The 15,412-nt window shown below is 69.4% G+C and carries 22 protein-coding genes; 9 read left to right on the top strand and 13 right to left on the bottom strand.

Going from position 1 to position 15,412, the window contains the following annotated elements:
• The first annotated feature begins 59 nt into the window (after positions 1–59).
• Positions 60–866 carry a ParA family protein gene (locus AC1DB1_RS17890; protein WP_271176497.1) on the top strand — a complete coding sequence of 269 codons (807 nt, stop codon included), beginning with the start codon at positions 60–62 and terminating at the stop codon, positions 864–866.
• Positions 867–914: 48 nt separating this feature from the next.
• On the opposite strand, the gene AC1DB1_RS17885 is transcribed toward AC1DB1_RS17890, so the two are convergent.
• From AC1DB1_RS17885 to AC1DB1_RS17870, 4 genes are all read right to left on the bottom strand, one after another.
• The gene (locus AC1DB1_RS17885) at positions 915–1,463 is read right to left on the bottom strand and encodes a MerR family transcriptional regulator (protein ID WP_271176383.1); all 549 of its coding nucleotides are present in this window, start codon (positions 1,461–1,463) and stop codon (positions 915–917) included.
• A 129-nt stretch (positions 1,464–1,592) separates the two neighbouring features.
• Entirely contained in the window at positions 1,593–2,291 is a 699-nt protein-coding gene (gene ftsR, locus AC1DB1_RS17880) for a transcriptional regulator FtsR (RefSeq protein ID WP_477201774.1), read from the bottom strand.
• Positions 2,291–2,797 carry an FHA domain-containing protein gene (locus AC1DB1_RS17875; RefSeq protein WP_271176385.1) on the bottom strand — a complete coding sequence of 169 codons (507 nt, stop codon included), beginning with the start codon at positions 2,795–2,797 and terminating at the stop codon, positions 2,291–2,293. Before AC1DB1_RS17875 ends, ftsR begins: the two co-directional genes overlap by 1 nt.
• The gene (locus tag AC1DB1_RS17870) at positions 2,790–3,425 is read right to left on the bottom strand and encodes a CDP-alcohol phosphatidyltransferase family protein (RefSeq protein WP_477201773.1); all 636 of its coding nucleotides are present in this window, start codon (positions 3,423–3,425) and stop codon (positions 2,790–2,792) included. The genes AC1DB1_RS17875 and AC1DB1_RS17870 overlap by 8 nt, the downstream gene beginning before the upstream one ends.
• A 44-nt stretch (positions 3,426–3,469) precedes the next feature.
• On the opposite strand from AC1DB1_RS17870, the gene AC1DB1_RS17865 reads away from it, so the two are divergent.
• Positions 3,470–4,294, top strand: a complete 825-nt coding sequence (locus AC1DB1_RS17865; protein WP_477201772.1) for a DUF1295 domain-containing protein — start codon at positions 3,470–3,472, stop codon at positions 4,292–4,294.
• Here the strand turns inward: AC1DB1_RS17865 and AC1DB1_RS17860 are convergent.
• Entirely contained in the window at positions 4,281–4,796 is a 516-nt protein-coding gene (locus AC1DB1_RS17860) for a hypothetical protein (RefSeq protein WP_477201771.1), read from the bottom strand. The genes AC1DB1_RS17865 and AC1DB1_RS17860 overlap by 14 nt on opposite strands.
• A 73-nt stretch (positions 4,797–4,869) precedes the next feature.
• On the opposite strand from AC1DB1_RS17860, the gene AC1DB1_RS17855 reads away from it, so the two are divergent.
• Genes AC1DB1_RS17855 through AC1DB1_RS17845 form a run of 3 tightly spaced genes read left to right on the top strand, consistent with a single transcriptional unit; the run spans position 4,870 to position 6,513 of the window.
• Complete coding sequence (locus AC1DB1_RS17855) at positions 4,870–5,316, top strand: hypothetical protein (protein WP_477201770.1); 447 nt, start codon at positions 4,870–4,872, stop codon at positions 5,314–5,316.
• Position 5,317: 1 nt separating this feature from the next.
• Positions 5,318–5,689 carry an RNA-binding S4 domain-containing protein gene (locus tag AC1DB1_RS17850; RefSeq protein ID WP_477201769.1) on the top strand — a complete coding sequence of 124 codons (372 nt, stop codon included), beginning with the start codon at positions 5,318–5,320 and terminating at the stop codon, positions 5,687–5,689.
• Entirely contained in the window at positions 5,689–6,513 is an 825-nt protein-coding gene (locus AC1DB1_RS17845) for a DUF72 domain-containing protein (protein ID WP_477201768.1), read from the top strand. The genes AC1DB1_RS17850 and AC1DB1_RS17845 overlap by 1 nt, the downstream gene beginning before the upstream one ends.
• Here the strand turns inward: AC1DB1_RS17845 and AC1DB1_RS17840 are convergent.
• A complete protein-coding gene (locus AC1DB1_RS17840; protein ID WP_477201767.1) occupies positions 6,510–6,899 on the bottom strand; it encodes a VOC family protein in 390 nt (129 codons plus the stop codon). The genes AC1DB1_RS17845 and AC1DB1_RS17840 overlap by 4 nt on opposite strands.
• A 54-nt stretch (positions 6,900–6,953) precedes the next feature.
• Positions 6,954–7,904: a J domain-containing protein gene (locus tag AC1DB1_RS17835; RefSeq protein ID WP_477201766.1), complete on the bottom strand. Its 951-nt coding sequence runs from the start codon at positions 7,902–7,904 to the stop codon at positions 6,954–6,956.
• Between the two features lie 216 nt (positions 7,905–8,120).
• On the opposite strand from AC1DB1_RS17835, the gene AC1DB1_RS17830 reads away from it, so the two are divergent.
• The 4 genes from AC1DB1_RS17830 to AC1DB1_RS17815 all read left to right on the top strand — a co-directional run bounded on the left by AC1DB1_RS17830 (position 8,121) and on the right by AC1DB1_RS17815 (position 10,292).
• Complete coding sequence (locus AC1DB1_RS17830) at positions 8,121–8,501, top strand: glyoxalase superfamily protein (protein ID WP_271176394.1); 381 nt, start codon at positions 8,121–8,123, stop codon at positions 8,499–8,501.
• A gap of 96 nt (positions 8,502–8,597) precedes the next feature.
• Positions 8,598–8,963 (top strand): ArsR/SmtB family transcription factor, encoded by a 366-nt coding sequence (locus AC1DB1_RS17825; RefSeq protein WP_477201765.1) that lies wholly within the window; start codon positions 8,598–8,600, stop codon positions 8,961–8,963.
• A complete protein-coding gene (locus AC1DB1_RS17820; RefSeq protein WP_477201764.1) occupies positions 8,960–9,445 on the top strand; it encodes an SRPBCC family protein in 486 nt (161 codons plus the stop codon). The genes AC1DB1_RS17825 and AC1DB1_RS17820 overlap by 4 nt, the downstream gene beginning before the upstream one ends.
• A 1-nt stretch (position 9,446) precedes the next feature.
• Positions 9,447–10,292 (top strand): alpha/beta fold hydrolase, encoded by an 846-nt coding sequence (locus tag AC1DB1_RS17815; protein ID WP_477201763.1) that lies wholly within the window; start codon positions 9,447–9,449, stop codon positions 10,290–10,292.
• Here AC1DB1_RS17815 and AC1DB1_RS17810 read toward each other — a convergent pair.
• Genes AC1DB1_RS17810 through AC1DB1_RS17785 form a run of 6 tightly spaced genes read right to left on the bottom strand, consistent with a single transcriptional unit; the run spans position 10,282 to position 15,400 of the window.
• Positions 10,282–11,166, bottom strand: a complete 885-nt coding sequence (locus tag AC1DB1_RS17810) for a prenyltransferase (RefSeq protein WP_477201762.1) — start codon at positions 11,164–11,166, stop codon at positions 10,282–10,284. The genes AC1DB1_RS17815 and AC1DB1_RS17810 overlap by 11 nt on opposite strands.
• On the bottom strand, positions 11,163–11,480 hold the full coding sequence (locus AC1DB1_RS17805) for a lycopene cyclase domain-containing protein (protein WP_477201761.1): 318 nt from the start codon (positions 11,478–11,480) through the stop codon (positions 11,163–11,165). The genes AC1DB1_RS17810 and AC1DB1_RS17805 overlap by 4 nt, the downstream gene beginning before the upstream one ends.
• On the bottom strand, positions 11,477–11,815 hold the full coding sequence (locus AC1DB1_RS17800; protein ID WP_477201760.1) for a lycopene cyclase domain-containing protein: 339 nt from the start codon (positions 11,813–11,815) through the stop codon (positions 11,477–11,479). The genes AC1DB1_RS17805 and AC1DB1_RS17800 overlap by 4 nt, the downstream gene beginning before the upstream one ends.
• Entirely contained in the window at positions 11,812–13,413 is a 1,602-nt protein-coding gene (crtI, locus tag AC1DB1_RS17795; protein ID WP_477201759.1) for a phytoene desaturase family protein, read from the bottom strand. The genes AC1DB1_RS17800 and crtI overlap by 4 nt, the downstream gene beginning before the upstream one ends.
• Complete coding sequence (locus tag AC1DB1_RS17790) at positions 13,410–14,327, bottom strand: phytoene/squalene synthase family protein (protein ID WP_477201758.1); 918 nt, start codon at positions 14,325–14,327, stop codon at positions 13,410–13,412. The genes crtI and AC1DB1_RS17790 overlap by 4 nt, the downstream gene beginning before the upstream one ends.
• Positions 14,324–15,400 (bottom strand): polyprenyl synthetase family protein, encoded by a 1,077-nt coding sequence (locus AC1DB1_RS17785; protein WP_477201757.1) that lies wholly within the window; start codon positions 15,398–15,400, stop codon positions 14,324–14,326. Before AC1DB1_RS17785 ends, AC1DB1_RS17790 begins: the two co-directional genes overlap by 4 nt.
• Positions 15,401–15,412: the final 12 nt, after the last annotated feature.

The raw sequence follows: 15,412 nt of genomic DNA, 5'->3' as shown, positions 1-15,412 counted from the left end.
GCAGCCCACACAGCAAACGGTTAGGTTCTCTAAGACTAGTGAAGGTAACGTAGTTGCTTGTGCACGTACTCAGCGTTAGTTCCCTCAAAGGTGGTGTCGGTAAGACCACGGTGACGCTGGGGCTGGCTTCCGCAGCGTTCGCCAAAGGCCTCCGCACCCTCGTCGTCGACCTGGACCCGCAGTCCGATGTCTCGACGGGCATGGACATCCAGGTCGCAGGCCACCTCAACGTCGCCGATGTGCTCGCGTCGCCGAAGGAGAAGATCGTCCGCGCGGCGATCGCCCCGAGCGGCTGGACCAAGGGCCGGCAGGGCAAGATCGACGTCATGATCGGCAGCCCGTCGGCCATCAACTTCGACGGACCGCACCCGAGCATCCGTGACATCTGGAAGCTCGAAGAGGCCCTCGCCAACGTCGAGCACGACTACGAGCTGGTGCTCATCGACTGCGCGCCGTCGCTCAACGCGCTCACGCGCACCGCCTGGGCCGCCAGCGATCGCGTCGCCGTCGTGACCGAGCCCGGCCTGTTCTCCGTCGCCGCGGCCGACCGCGCGCTGCGCGCCATCGAGGAGATCCGTCGCGGACTCTCCCCGCGCCTCCAGCCGCTCGGCATCATCGTCAACCGTGCACGAGTGCAGTCGCTGGAGCACCAGTTCCGCATCAAGGAGCTGCGCGACATGTTCGGGCCGCTGGTGCTCAGCCCGCAACTGCCGGAGCGCACCTCGCTTCAGCAGGCGCAGGGCGCTGCCAAGCCGCTGCACGTCTGGCCGGGCGAGAGCGCCCAGGAGATGGCGCACAACTTCGACATGCTGCTCGAGCGCGTGCTGCGCACGGCCCGCATCGGCGAATACGCCGTCGCGCCGTAGGGCGCGACACAGCGCCGGCTTCCGCCGGGAACAGCAGACCGGTCGAGGCTAGGAGGCCCTGACCGCGCGACGAGCAGCGAGCTCGTCCATCGGGTCGATCGTCTGCGTGTCGAGCTCGACCAGGCTGGACTCCACTTCGCGGAGCACCTTGCCGACGGCGATGCCGAACACGCCCTGACCGCGGCTGACCAGGTCGATGACCTCGTCGTTCGACGTGCAGAGGTAGACACTGGCGCCATCGCTCATCAGCGTGGTCTGCGCCAGGTCGTTCACCCCGGCTTCGCGCAGCTGGTTCACCGCGGTGCGGATCTGCTGCAGCGAGATGCCGGTGTCGAGCAGGCGCTTGACGAGCTTCAGAACCAGGATGTCGCGGAAGCCGTAGAGGCGCTGCGAACCGGAGCCGGCCGCACCGCGAACCGTGGGCTCGACCAGACCCGTACGGGCCCAGTAGTCGAGCTGACGGTAGCTGATGCCCGCCGCGCGGGCCGCGACGGCGCCGCGGTAACCGCTGGCGTCGTCCATCTCGGGCAGGCCGTCGGTGAACAGCAGGCCCAGATCGTATCGGGGGGCGTCGTTGCCACGACTCAGTTCACTCATGCGTTTGCCTCTCGCCCCGATAGTGGATCGCGCCGTACAACGGCGCTTCATCAACGGTACCCATGCGGGAGGCCCCGGGCAACGACATTCGACGTTTCCTGTTCGGCGTGTCGAGCGTGCGGCAACCGATCACGACTGCAGTCGGGAGAGCGACGACCGGATGATGCTGCCGCGCACCACATCGAGCTGTCCCGCGATCTCCCGCGCCAGCTCGGCGGACTTGGCCCGGCTCGACACCTCGTTGCGGCGGGCGATGGGCACCAGGGCGGTCTCGATGAGGCCGATCTCGCGTTCTGCCGCCGCCCGGAAACCGCGCAGATGCCGCGGCTCGATGCCGTTGCGGCCGAGTTCCACCAGCGCCTTGAGAACGGTCAGCGATTCTTCGCCGTAGACGTCGGCCGGCGTGATGATGGAGGCGGCCACGGCGTCGTCGAGGAGCTCGGCGGTCGCCCCTGCCTCGCGCAGCAGGTCGGCGCGCTTGAAGCGGCGCCCGCTCGGGAGCATGGAGGGACCGCCGGCGCCACTGCCGGGCATCGGCGGGTTGAGACCGGCATCGAGGTCGGCGAGGTAGGCCTTGATGACCTTGAGAGGCAGATAGTGGTCCCGCTGCATGCCGAGCACGACCCGGAGCCGCTCGAGGTCGTCCGGTGAGAACTTGCGATAACCGGACTGGGTGCGCGCGGGCGCGATCAGCCCGCGCTCTTCGAGGAACCGCAGCTTGGACGACGAGAGATCGGGGAACTCAGGCGTGAGCCGGGCCAGCACCTGACCGATGCTGAGCAGAGAGGGCGATGCCGCGGACGGTGCCCTCGCCGCTTGCCGCGCCACTAGCCCTGCGCCGGAGCGGCGAGGTCGTACCGGGAGGCGTAGAAGGTGAGGCGGAACTTGCCGATCTGGACTTCGGCGCTGTCGGCGAGCAGGGCGCTCTCGATGCGGACGCCGTCGTAGTACGTTCCGTTGAGCGACCCGAGGTCGCGCACCTCGAACGCGGTGCCACGGCGAGTGAACTCGGCGTGGCGACGCGAGACCGTGACGTCGTCGAGGAAGATGTCGGCGTTCGGATGCCGGCCGGCGCTCGTCACGTCGGCATCGAGCAGGAATCGTGCCCCTGTATTGGGGCCACGCCGCACGATCAGCAGGGCGGATCCGGAGGGCAGGGCGGCGATGGCCTCCTGCTCCTCGGCTGAGATCTCGCCGTCGACCGGGTACATCTTCGACACGAACTCCTCGCCGAAGCGAGCGGTCGTGTCCTCATTCCCCGCCGCGGAATTACGCAGGGGGTTGCTCGCGGCGTCGTCGTCCGCAGGACCCTTGGGGTTCGTCTCGTCAGGCACCGTCAACCTCCTTCTGATCCAGCGTATCGGATCGATCGGGTCCGTCGTCCCCCTCCCGGCGTATTACCCGGGAGGTCTCACCGATATAGACGAAGCCCGCCCACCAGTAGAGGAAGGCTCCCCAGAGCGCGAACGCCCAGCCGAGCGGCAGTGAGACGGGCGCGAGCGCCGTGAATGCCTCGCCGAGCATCAGCAGGGGCAGAGCCCAGAACAGACAGAAGGTGGCCACCTTCCCGAGGTGGTGCACGGGCAGCGGGCCGTACCCGTGGTTCGCAAGGATGACGCCGAGGATCGCGAGCATGACGTCGCGGGCGACGATCACGGCGACCAGCCACCACGGGATGACCTCGCGCCAGGCGAGTCCGATCAGCGCGGCGAAGATGTACAGGCGGTCCGCGGCCGGATCGAGGAGCTGGCCGAGCCGGGACACCTGGTCGAGGCGTCTGGCCAGATAGCCGTCGAGGAAATCGGTGATGCTGGAGACGACGAGCACGAGCAGCGCGAGCGCATCCTGGGCCAGGATGACGAAGACCAGGAAGACCGGCACGAGGGCGAGCCGGAAGAAGCTGAGGAGGTTCGGGATCGTCAGGACCCGCGAACTGACCTCGCGCCCACCGGTTCCATCCACGGGAATCGAGTCTAGTGACCCGCCCGTGTCCCTAGGATGAGCACGTGGAGCCTTTCATCGTCTGTCTCTGGATCCTTGCCGCGGTCTGCGTGGTCACCTGGGTCCTGTCCCTGATCACCGGCGAGCACTCGTGGGTCGACCGCATCTGGTCGATCGTGCCGGTCGCGTACGTGTGGGTCTTCGCGGGCTCCGCCGGCCTGCAGGATGCGCGCCTGAACCTGATCGCGGCGCTCGTGACCCTGTGGGGCATCCGGCTGACGTTCAATTTCGCGCGCAAGGGCGGATACGAACCGGGCGGCGAGGACTACCGCTGGTCGGTGCTGCGTGCCCGGATGCCGGGCTGGCAGTTCCAGCTCTTCAATCTGTTCTTCATCGTGATCTACCAGAACGTGCTCCTCCTGCTGATCACGCTCCCCGCCTGGACGGCCCTTCAGCACCCGACGCCGCTCAACGGGCTCGACATCCTCTGCGCCGTCGTCTTCCTCGCGTTCCTCGTCGGAGAGACCGTGGCCGACCAGCAGCAATGGAACTTCCACCAGTGGAAGAAGGCCGAGACGGCGGCCGGCCGCGCGCCGCGCCCGCGTTTCCTTCAGGCCGGGCTCTTCCGGTTCTCCCGACACCCGAACTTCTTCTTCGAGCAGGCGCAGTGGTGGGTCGTCTTCCTCTTCGGCGCGGTCGCCGCCGGCTCCATCCTGCAGTGGACCGTGATCGGCCCGCTCCTGCTCACCGGCCTCTTCATCGGGTCGACCGTCTTCACCGAGAGCATCACGCTCTCCCGCTACCCCGAATACGCCGACTACCAGCGGCGAACGTCGCCCATCGTCCCGTGGTTCCCGCGTGGCGAGAAGGGCGCCGTCACCGCGCCGTGAGCGGGTTCTGCTCCCCCGAGGGCGGGTCGACGGGCTTCGGGAACGCCGCGCGCATGTGGTCGGAGTCGAGGTAGTCCGCGACGCCGATCAGGATGAGGCTGAACAGGATCTGCTCGGTCACCATCCACAGGGGATACAGCCCGGGGATCGCGGCGATCACCAGCGTGACGACCGGGAAGATCTTGGAGAACAGGCGCAGCCTCGAGTACGCCCAGTAGAAGCCCTTCTGGGCGCGCCAGGCGAAGTAGAACAGCGTGAGCGTCATCCCGAGCACGATGACCGAGCGCATCCAGACCGCCCACGGGATGCTCTGTCCGTTCGTCTGCAGGACCGCGGCGACGACCACGGCGCCCACCCCCAGCACGAGCTCCGCGACCAGCAGCCAGGTGATCACCACGAACGCGCGCCGGGTGCGGGGATGACGCAGGTTGTCGTCGGGGATCGTGTAGCCGGCGTGCCGTCCGCCGGCGACCCGGTCGAGCATCCGCAGCAGTGACTCCATGCATTCACGGTAACCCGGCCCGACGCGCGACGTGTTCCTCCTCTCGGTCGGCGGGAGCGCGTACCGTTGGAGCATGTCGTGCATCCGGTTCAACACCCCCGCCCAGCGTCAGGCGATGCGAGAGCACCGCCCGGCCATGCTGACCGCCGAGGAAGCCGCCGCCCTGCATCCGTCGCCGCCAGTGACCGAGAGCAAGATCGCGCGGCTCCGCCTGCTCGCCGAGCATGAGAATCCCAAGATCCGCGAGAGCGTGGCGAGCAGCTACAACACCCCCGACGACCTCTTCCTCACCCTCGCGAACGACCCGGATGCCGGCGTGCGCGGCTGCGTCGCCAAGAACGAGGCGACCCCGTGCGACATCCTGCGGATGCTCGCCGACGACCGGTCGGAGACCGTGCGCGGCTGGGTGGCAGTGAACTACTTCGTGCCGGCCGACGTGATGGAGAAGCTCGCCGGCGACTCGAGCAAGACCGTGCGCAGCCTCGTGAAGTGGAAGTCGCAACTGGTCGAGACAGCCTGACGTGGCCGAGCCATCGACCGTGCGGGTCGACTCGTGGTCGTGGGCCGTGCGGCTCTACAAGACGCGCTCGGCCGCATCGGCCGCGTGCAAGGCCGGCCACATCCGGGTCAACGGCGATCGCGCGAAGCCCGCGCAGCCGGTGCACATCGGCGATGAGGTGCGGGCGCGCGTCGGCGACGTGGACCGCGTCCTGATCGCGCGGCGGCTCATCGTGAAGCGCGTCGGCGCCTCCGTCGCGGCCGAGTGCTTCGAGGATCTGACTCCCCCGCCGCCGCCGAAGACCGAGGCGCCGTCGGCCGTCGTACGCGAGCGCGGCGCCGGCCGCCCGACCAAGCGCGACCGCCGCATCCTGGATCAGCTCCGCGGCCGCTGATGGCGTCGACCTGGGTCGGGATCTCCGGATGGACGTACGCGCCCTGGCGTGGCACGTTCTACCCGAAGGGAGTGCCGCACCGCTCCGAACTCGCCTACGCGGCGGAACGTCTCGACTCGATCGAGATCAACGGCTCCTTCTATTCGCTGCAACGGCCGTCGAGCTACGCGCGCTGGGCGGAGGAGACCGCCGACGACTTCGTGTTCGCGGTGAAGGGCGGCCGGTACATCACCCACATCCTGCGCCTGAAGAACGCCCGCGGCGCCCTGGCGAACTTCTTCGCATCCGGCGTGCTCGCACTCGGGCCCAAGCTCGGTCCGATCCTCTGGCAGCTCCCCCCGACCCTGCAGTACGACGAGCCCGCGGTGCGCGAGTTCCTCCGGATGCTCCCCCGCAGCACCCGGGCGGCGGCCGCCCTCGCGACGGAGTCGACGCTGGACGAGGACAGGACGTTCCTGCGCACGGACGCCGACCGACCGCTCCGTCACGCCGTCGAGGTGCGCCACACGAGCTTCGACGTGCCGTCGTTCACCGAGCTCGCCCGCGCAGAGGACGTCGCGATCGTCGTCGCCGACACCGCAGGCAGGTACCCCGTCATCCGAGCCGCCACGAGCGACTTCATGTATGTGCGGCTGCACGGCGACGAGGAGTTGTACACGAGCGGCTACACCCCCGAATCGCTCGATCGCTGGGCGGCCGAGATCCGGGGATGGGTCGGCGCCGGCCTCGACGTCTTCGCCTACTTCGACAACGACGTCAAGGTCCGCTCCCCCTACGACGCGATGGCACTCCGGGAGCGCCTCGCCTCGTCCTCCCGTCCCTAGTTCTGGAGGACGGAGAGCACGTTGCCGGCGGGATCGCGGAACCACGCGATGTCCGGCCCCATGTTCGCCTGCTTGCCGCGCAGCACACCCTTGTCGTCGGTGGGGAGATCGGGCGAGTCGTAGATGTTCGTCTCGACGCCCGCGGCGTTGAGGTCCGCCACGGCGGCGTCGATGTCGTCGACGACCAGGTTCAGGATGGTGAAGGTGGCCGGCTCGTGATCGGGCTTCGGGTAGATGAACACGTGGCTTCCGCCGGGGAGCGCGAGGTCGAGGTTGCCCATCGGGCCCTCCGTGATGGCGAGACCGAGGGTGTCGCCGTAGAACGCCTTGGCCGCCGCGATGTCGGTGACACTGAAACCGCTGAAGATGTCGAGTGGAGTGAACATGGCTCCACTGTGCTCTCCGCAGCGCCGCGCGTCTAGGCGAGCCGGCACGAGCGCCTAGACGAAGCGGATGCTCTCCTGCAGCCGGCTGCGCAGCTCGAACGCGCGATCGACGCTCTCCCGCCCGGCCGCGTTGGCGCCGTTGCGCAGCACCAGCGGCAGCAGCGATCGCCGAACGAGGAGCGAGCCCGCCAGCCTGCCCCGCTCGATCCGGTCGTACGGGACGGCCAATGCATCGTCGGGCACCACGATGATCAGCCCGGTGAACTTCACTCCGACCTGGCGCGAGAACGTCTTCGCGTCGCGCAGTAGCTCGTGGAACGGCTCCTCCTCGCGGTCGATCCCCGCGCCGACCACGTCGCCCTTGGCGAGCTTGACCTCGCCGCCCCAGTCGGCCGAGCGGATGGCGAACAGACCGGCCGGTCCGAGGACCACGTGGTCGAGCTTGGCCTCCGAGCGGGGATGCACGGCGACGTCGCTCCAGATCGTGAAGCCCATGCCGAGCGACGTGACGGCGCGCGCCGTCGCCTCCTCGGCCAGGGCCTCTGCGAGCAACTGCCGGATCTCCCGCGGGGCCGACCGCACGAGCGACGGCTCGTACGGGTCGTCGAGCTCGGTGCCGCGTCCGACCCATTCGCGCATCAGAGCGAGGTAGCGCTCCCGCGCCCGACCGCCCGGATGCCCGTAGCTGCGTGCCCGCACCGACGAGCCCCGCGCCTGCGAGCGCGTCGGGTGGAAGGTCGCGCTGAATCCGGTCGAGCCGTCTCCGCCGTCGGCGACATCGGCGTCGTAGCCCGACTCTCCGCGGTCGTACCGCGCGCGGTCCTCCGGGTCTCCGATGAGCTCCCAGGCGCGCTGCACCTCTTGGAAGCGGGCGGCCGAGCCGCCGGTGTCCGGGTGGGTCGCCCGGAGCAGCCGTCGATAGGCGCGACGCAACTCCTCGTGGGGAACGGTCGCACTCACGCCGAGCACCTCGTACGGGCTCGGCGAAAGGGGGCTGTCGCTCATCGGCGTCTGTCGTCTCTTCCGGTCTGCTGGCGCGTCCACAGGGACCGCCTTCCGACGATACCGTGACGCGGCTGTAAGCCCGCTCGCCGCGGGCCGAGAGCTGGATGAATGTTCTGGCGTCGATTCTCCTATTGCGGCCGAAAACTGACCGCAATCGCGCTTAGCGTGGAGATATCACCAACGACACACGACCAGGACTCAAGAAAGGGACCGATCATGGCGATCACCGACTGGAGAATCGAACTCATCACCATCCCCGTCACCGACGTCGACCGCGCCAAGGCGTTCTACGTCGACCAGGTCGGCTTCGTGGCCGACTACGACCAGCGCGTCTCGGACACGCTGCGTTTCATCCAGCTCACCCCTCCCGGCTCGGCCTGCTCGATCGCGTTCGGCGAGGGGCTCACCGACATGGAGCCCGGCACCCAGCGCGGACTCCAGATCGTCGTGCCGAACGCCGACGACGCGCTCGCCCACCTGCGTGAGCACGGCGTCGAGGCCGAGGGCGTCGCCGAGCTCGACTGGGGCCGCTTCGTCACCTTCTCCGATCCGGACGGCAACGTCTGGGCGCTGCAGGAGCTGCCCAAGCGCGACTGAGGACCCGCCCGATGCCGCCGGATGCGCGGCGCCTCTTGACAGGCGCCGCGCATCCGCTATATTTGCATCAAGTTATAGAACCGATTGGTTATGCATATGTCGACAGACCAGCTGAGCGCGGTGTTCGCCGCCCTCGCCGACCCGACCCGACGCGAGATCCTGCGCCGCCTGACGGACGGCGACGCGAACGTCTCCGAGCTCGCGGCTCCGTTCGACCTCAGCCAACCGGCGATCTCCAAACACCTCAAGGTGCTCGAATCCGCAGGGCTCGTTTCGCGGTCGCGCGTGGCGACCTCGCGGCTGAGCCATCTCGAAGCCGAGCCGCTGCGGGAGGCCACGATGTGGATGGAGCGCTACAAGCACTTCTGGAACAGCAGCTTCGACAAGCTCGACGCCGCCCTCGCCGCCTATCAGGCGGCGGACCACGGCGGCACCGACGACGAGAAGGGAAACCGGCCATGACCGATACCAGGCCCGAGGACATCGCGGACACCGACGTCTACATCACCCGCGCGTTCGACGCACCACGGCCCGTGGTCTGGCAGTTCTTCATGGAGCCGGAGCACCTGGCCGCCTGGTTCGCCCCGAACGGCATCACCACTCCGGCCGGGTCGATCGCGATCGACCCGCGCGTCGGAGGGCGCTGGGAGCTGATCATGGTCGACGACACCAGCGGGGACCAGTTCCCGATGCGCGGCACCATCGTCGAACTCGTCGAACCCGAACTTCTCGTCCTCCGTCTCGACGCGAGCACGGGCGGCAGCCCGGATGCAGTGATGCTGCGCATCCAGTTCCACGATCACGGCGAGAGAACCCGCATCACTCTGCACCAGGGACCCTTCACCCCCGACCGCCGGCACGACACCGAGACCGGCTGGCTCGAATCGTTCGTCAAACTCGACAGGCGGCTGTCGGCCGACCGATCGTCCACGAAGGAGAACTGAGATGGCTGCGAAGACGGAGACCGCGCCGGCGACGATGGGAACCGTCGCTTCGGCAGACGGCACGACGATCGCCTACGAGAAGGTCGGTTCAGGGCCGGCACTGGTGCTGGTCGACGGCGCGCTCTGCGACCGCGGGTTCGGCCCCTGCCGGCCGCTCGCCGCGGAGCTGGCGGACCGCTTCACCGTCTACCTGTACGACCGGCGCGGCCGTGGCGACAGCGGCGACACCGCAGCGAGCGCGCCGACGACCACACCCGAACGCGAAGTCGAAGACCTTCGAGCGGTGCTCGATCGGGCGAGCGAGGAGAACGGAGGAGGCCCGGTCGCGGTCTACGGTTCGTCGTCGGGGGCCGGCCTCGCCCTCGAGGCCGCGGCGGCGGGTGTTCCCATGCGTGCCCTCGTGACCTACGAGGCGCCGTACGTCGCCGCCGGATGGAAGAACCCGGACGTCGACCACCTCGCCGTCGTCGACGGGCTGCTCACCGAGGGCAAGAACGGCTCCGCGGTCGGATACTTCCTGGTGACGATGGTCGGCGCCCCCGCTTTCGTGCCGTTCATGATGCGTCTCATGCCCTCGGTCTGGAAGCACATGAGGGCCGTGGCGCCGACGCTGCCCAACGACATCCGGATCATGTCGGGCTTCCGGGTACCGGCCGACCGGCTCGCCCGGATCGCCGTGAAGACGCTGGTGCTCGTCGGGGGCAAGGCCGCGGAGCCGATGCGCGATGCCCAGACGGCCGTCGCCGCCGCCGTGCCCGGGGCGCGCTCCGGCGTGCTGGACGGCCAGACCCATCAGGTCTCCGCGAAGGCCGTCGCTCCGCAGATCGCCGCCTTCGTCAGCGCGTGAGCGCGGCGAACCAGATCAGCAGCATGGTGACCACGAAGCCGCACGCGTAGTTGATCCAGAGGAACCGGCGCCAGCCGCGGTTGGCACGCGCCGAATCGTCGTCGGGGATCGACCAGTACGGAGCAGCCACCGCGATGTACGGGAGCGCGAGCACCGCCGCGAGCGGTCCGGGCCACGGGGTGAGGAGCATCGCGATCCCGGCGAGCGCCCAGGCGGCAATGGCGATGCGGGTGGTCCAGCGGGCGCCGAGCACCGTCGCGATCGACGCGATTCCGCCGGCGCGGTCGGGCACGACATCCTGCACCGCCCCGAAGGCGTGGCTGCCGATCCCCCAGAGGAAGAACGCCAGCAGCACCGCCCAGAGAGCGGGCGTGAAGGTCGCGCCGGCGAACACCAGGCCGTAGACCGCCGGGCTCACGAAGTGCGTGCTCGAGGTGATGGAGTCGAGGAACGGCACCTCTTTGAATCGCAGACCGGGCACCGAGTACGCCAGGACAGCGAACACGCTGATCGCGAGCACCAGCCACGACAGCGGTGGACCCACCACCACGAGGAAGATCAGGAACGGCACGTTCACGGCAGCGGCGGCGAGCAGGGTGCGCCGGTGCATCGTGCGGTCGAGCAGGGCCCCCTCCGCACCCCCCTTGCGCGGATTCCGCAGATCGGACTCGTAGTCGAAGACGTCGTTGATGCCGTACATCGCGAGGTTGTACGGGATGAGGAAGTACACCGTGCCGATGATCAGCGTCAGGTCCACCTGCCGAGTGGTCAGCAGCACGGCCGCCGCGAACGGGAACGCGGTGTTGATCCAGCTGAGCGGGCGCGACGCGAGCAGGAGCTGCCGCAGCGGAGCCGGCGCCGTCGTCGCCGTCATCGGGCGCGCCTCCTGGTCAGCAGCCACACCGCGGGAAGCAGGAGGATGCCGGCGATCGGGTACGCGAAGTCTTCGACGGGCACGAGACCGAGGTGCACCCCGGCGAGCTGCCCCTCACCGTATGTCATCAGCCCGGCCCCGATCATCACGTTGTCGAACACCGCCGTCAGCACGAGCACGATCACCCCGCCGATCAGCACCGGCGCCCACCACCGTCGCACGACGACGGCGCGATCCGGCGTCACCGCCAGGGCGATCGCGAGCACCACGACCGCGACGGCGAGGAACGCGAGGCTGAGCAGCACGTAGGTCATGTCCGCTCCCCGCTTCGTGCCGACCTGCGGGCGAGCATCCGGCCGGCGCCGGAGATGAGGATCATCGTGACGTAGCAGAGGAAGGCCAGGAAGAAGACCTCCTCGAGCGGAAGCTCGGGAGCCAGCACGATGCCGGTCATGAGGGGGCTGCCACCTCTGGCGAAGACGTGGAGTCCGATGCCGAACAGGTCCCAGGCGAGGAAGAACAGCACGCCAGCGACCAGCACGATCGCGGCGCGACGGGCGTCGCGCCAGAAGAACAGGGCGAAGCGGCGATCGAGCAGCAGCATGCAGCCGATGGCCACCAGCAGCACGGCCAGATACAGGATGCTCACGCCCGGCGCTCCTCCTGCACCGGCACACCGAGCGGCTCGGCCAGAGGCCCCGTCGACGTGTCGCCGCGGAGACGCTTGACCACGAGCTCGGCACTGATCAGGCACATCGGCAGGCCGATGCCCGGGATGGTCGAGCCGCCCGCGTACAGCAGGCCGTCCACTCGGCTAGACGCGTTGCGGCCACGGAAGAAGGCACTCTGCCGCAGGGTGTGCGCCGGGCCGAGGGCACCTCCGCGCCAAGCGTTGAGATCGGCGGCGAAGTCGCCGGGCCCGACCGTGCGGCGCAGCACGATCCGCTCCGCGAGGTCGGGGATGTCCGCCCACTCCGCGACCTGCGCGATCGCCGCATCGGCGGCGCGCTCGACACGCTCGTCGCCGCCGCCGTCGAGGCCGCCTGCGCCGATGGTCACGTCAGCCGGAACCGGAACGAGCACGAACAGATTCTCGCACCCGGGCGGCGCGACATCCGGATCTGTCGCACTCGGGCGGCAGACGTACAGCGACGCCGGATCCGGAATCGAGGGATGCGCGCCGTAGATCCGGTCGAAGTTGTCGGCCCAGTCCGCGGTGAAGAACAGGGTGTGGTGCGCCAGCTCCGGGAGGTGTCCGCGGACGCCCAGCATCACCAGCACCGCGCCCGGACCGGGATCGCGGCGCTGCCACCAGCGCTGGGGGTAGGTCTGCTCCCCCGTCGCGAGCAGCTCGGTCTCGGTATGGTGCAGGTCGGCCGCCGACACCACGAGGTCGGCGTCGAGCCGCCGCGCGGCTCCGTCGGCGTCGAGGTAGTCGACGCCTGCGACCTGCGGCTTCGCCCCACCGTCTCGCGTGCGGATGCGCGTCACGCGCGCGCCGGTCTCGATCGTCACCCCTTCGCGCTGGGCGAGCGCGGCGATCCGGTCGATCACGCTGCTGAAACCGCCGAGCGGGTACCGCACCCCGTCGTCGAGATCGAGGTGACTCATCAGGTGGTACATGCTGGGCGCCCGCGACGGCGAGGTGCCCAGGAACACGGCCGGGTAGCCGAGGATCTGCCGCAGCCGCTCGTCGCGCACGTACCCGGCGGCGAACCGGTCGAGCGGCTGCAGCAGAAGGCGGCCGAGACGGGCGAGGCGGCGCAGGAGGTCGCGACGGAAGAACGGGCGGAACGACGCGAAGGTGCCGTAGAGGAAGCGGTCGACGGCCATCCGGTAGGTCTCGGCGGCGCTTGCGAGGTAGCGGTCGAGCGCGGCGCCCGAGCCGCGCTCGACCCGCTCGAAGACGCGCCGGTTGGCGGCGGGGTCGGCCTCGATGTCGATGCTCCGGGTGCGTCCCTCGAAGAACACCCGATAGCCGGGATCCAGCGTGACGAGGGACAGCTGATCGTCGGTGGTGGTGCCCAGCAGCCGGAAGAAGTGGTCGAACACCTCCGGCATCAGGTACCAGCTCGGCCCGGTGTCGAAGCGGAACCCGTCCGCCTCCCACGATCCGGCGCGGCCGCCGACGGTCGTGTGCTGCTCGAGCACCGTCACGGTGTGTCCGTCGCGAGCGAGGAGCGCCGCCGTGGCGAGACCGGCGATGCCTCCGCCGATCACGACGATGTCCCTGGGCGCCGCACTCATCGGTGCACCCCGGCGCTGCTGCGCGCGGTCGCCCGCAGCAGGATCGCCAGCTTGGTGCGGGCGGGCACACTCACGCGGGTGCTGAGCAGTTCGCGCGCCGGCGTGGCCCGGATGCGGTCGCTCAGCTCGGCGAACAGCCCGTGCGCGGCCAGGATGGCGCGCCGGCAGTTGTCGGGGAGTTCGGGGATCGCGTCCGCGGCCGCTCCGAGGTCGCAGTCGATGTCGACCACGAGGGCGAGCTTCTGCCGATCGGTGAGCCGGGACGGATCGATGCCGGGGAAATAGCTGCGGCCGAGCTCCGTCCAGTCGACCGCGAGGTCGCGGAGGAAGTTGATCTTCTGAAACGCCGAGCCCAGCCGGCGCGCACCGGTCTCGAGACGCCGGCGCCGCTCCTCCGTCACCGGTTCGCTCGCCAGGAAGACCTTCAGGCACATCAGCCCGATCACCTCGGCCGATCCGTAGATGTAGGCGCTCAGCTCGTCGGCGGCGAAGTCGACGGGGCTGAGGTCGCGACGCATCGAGGCGAAGAACGGGGCGGTCAGGTCGGGTCCGATCCCGACCGAACGGGCGGTGGTGGCGAAGGCGTGCACGACGAGGTTGGCGCTGTAGCCCGTGCGCATCGCACGTTCAGTGTCCGCCTCGAGGGCGTCGAGCATCGCCCGCTGGTCGTCCAGACTCAGCCCGGCCTCTTCGGCGGCGCCGTCGACGATCTCGTCGGCGATCCGCACCAGGGCGTAGACGTCTTCGACACGCGGCCGCACGGCCGGTGCGAGGAGGCGGGTCGCCATGCCGAACGAGGTGGAGTACTCGTGGATGACCGTCGCGGAGCTGATGTGAGCAGCACGGGTGTACAGCGCGAGATCGGTGGGGTGCTCGAGCTCGGACGGTGGGCCGACTGCGGCTTCGCGGGTCATGAGATCCTCCCGACGCACGAGCGCGCGACCCGTGCGAGTTCGTCGCCGAGGGCGGCAGGGAGTCCGGAGGTCTCGACGAGCGCGATCGCCCGGCCGGCGTAGTCGTCGACGAGGTTCTCGACGAACGACCGGGCTCCGCACACCTCGAGCGCGTCGGCGAGCGAGCGGCCCTCCGTGTCCGTCAGGTCGCGCCGGCCGAACAATGCACCGATCTCCGGCCACCAGGCGGTCGCCCGCGCGTAGGCGATCAGCGACGTCTCCTTGCCCTCGCGGAGGTCGCTCACCACGCTCTTGCCGGTGACATCCTCCGCGCCGAAGACGCCGAGCAGGTCGTCGCCGAGCTGGAACGCGACGCCGAGCAGGCGCCCGTACTCGGCCAGCACCGCGAGCGCGTCGCCGTCGGCACCGGCGAGGATGGCGCCCGCGGACAGCGGACCGGCGAACGAGTACGTCGCCGTCTTCCGCTCGGTCATGGCGAGGATGTCGGGGAGCCGTGCTTCGGTCATCCCGATGCTGAACGACACATCGGCGAGCTCGCCCGCCGCCGTCACCAGGATGCTGTGGTCGAGGACGTCGAGCAGGGCGCCGCGCACGTCGGCGGCGAGATCGAGCCGCGCCACGAGCGATTGCGACGAGTGGATGAGGAGGTCCCCCGCGAGGATGGCGGCCGCTTCGCCCCACAGACGTGACCGGTCGCCGGAGACCCCGGCCGCGACCGCATCGGAGGCGAACGAACCGCTGAGGTTGAGTCGGCCCCGGCGCACGGTGTCTCGGTCGATCACGTCGTCATGCAGCAGGAAGGCGGTGTGCAGCAGCTCGAACGCGACCGCGACATCGACGGCCGCTGCGGCGTCGGCGTCGGATCCGCCGAACGCCTCGAAGGCGCTGAGCACGAAACGGGGCCGGATGCGCTTGCCTCCGTCACTCGCGGCCGCGGCCTGAGCCCACAGCCGTTCGTAGTCGCTGCCGTACTGGGCCGAGACGGCGATGCGCTCGGCGAAGAAGGTATTCAGGCGGGCGTCGATCTCGGCCGATAGTCCGACATTGCGCTCTCCGACGGGGACGGTAGTCATCCGGCGCTCCCT

It is taken from the genome of Leifsonia sp. 10N434, from assembly GCF_056394405.1.
This window is presented reverse-complemented; position numbering and strand designations above follow the sequence as displayed.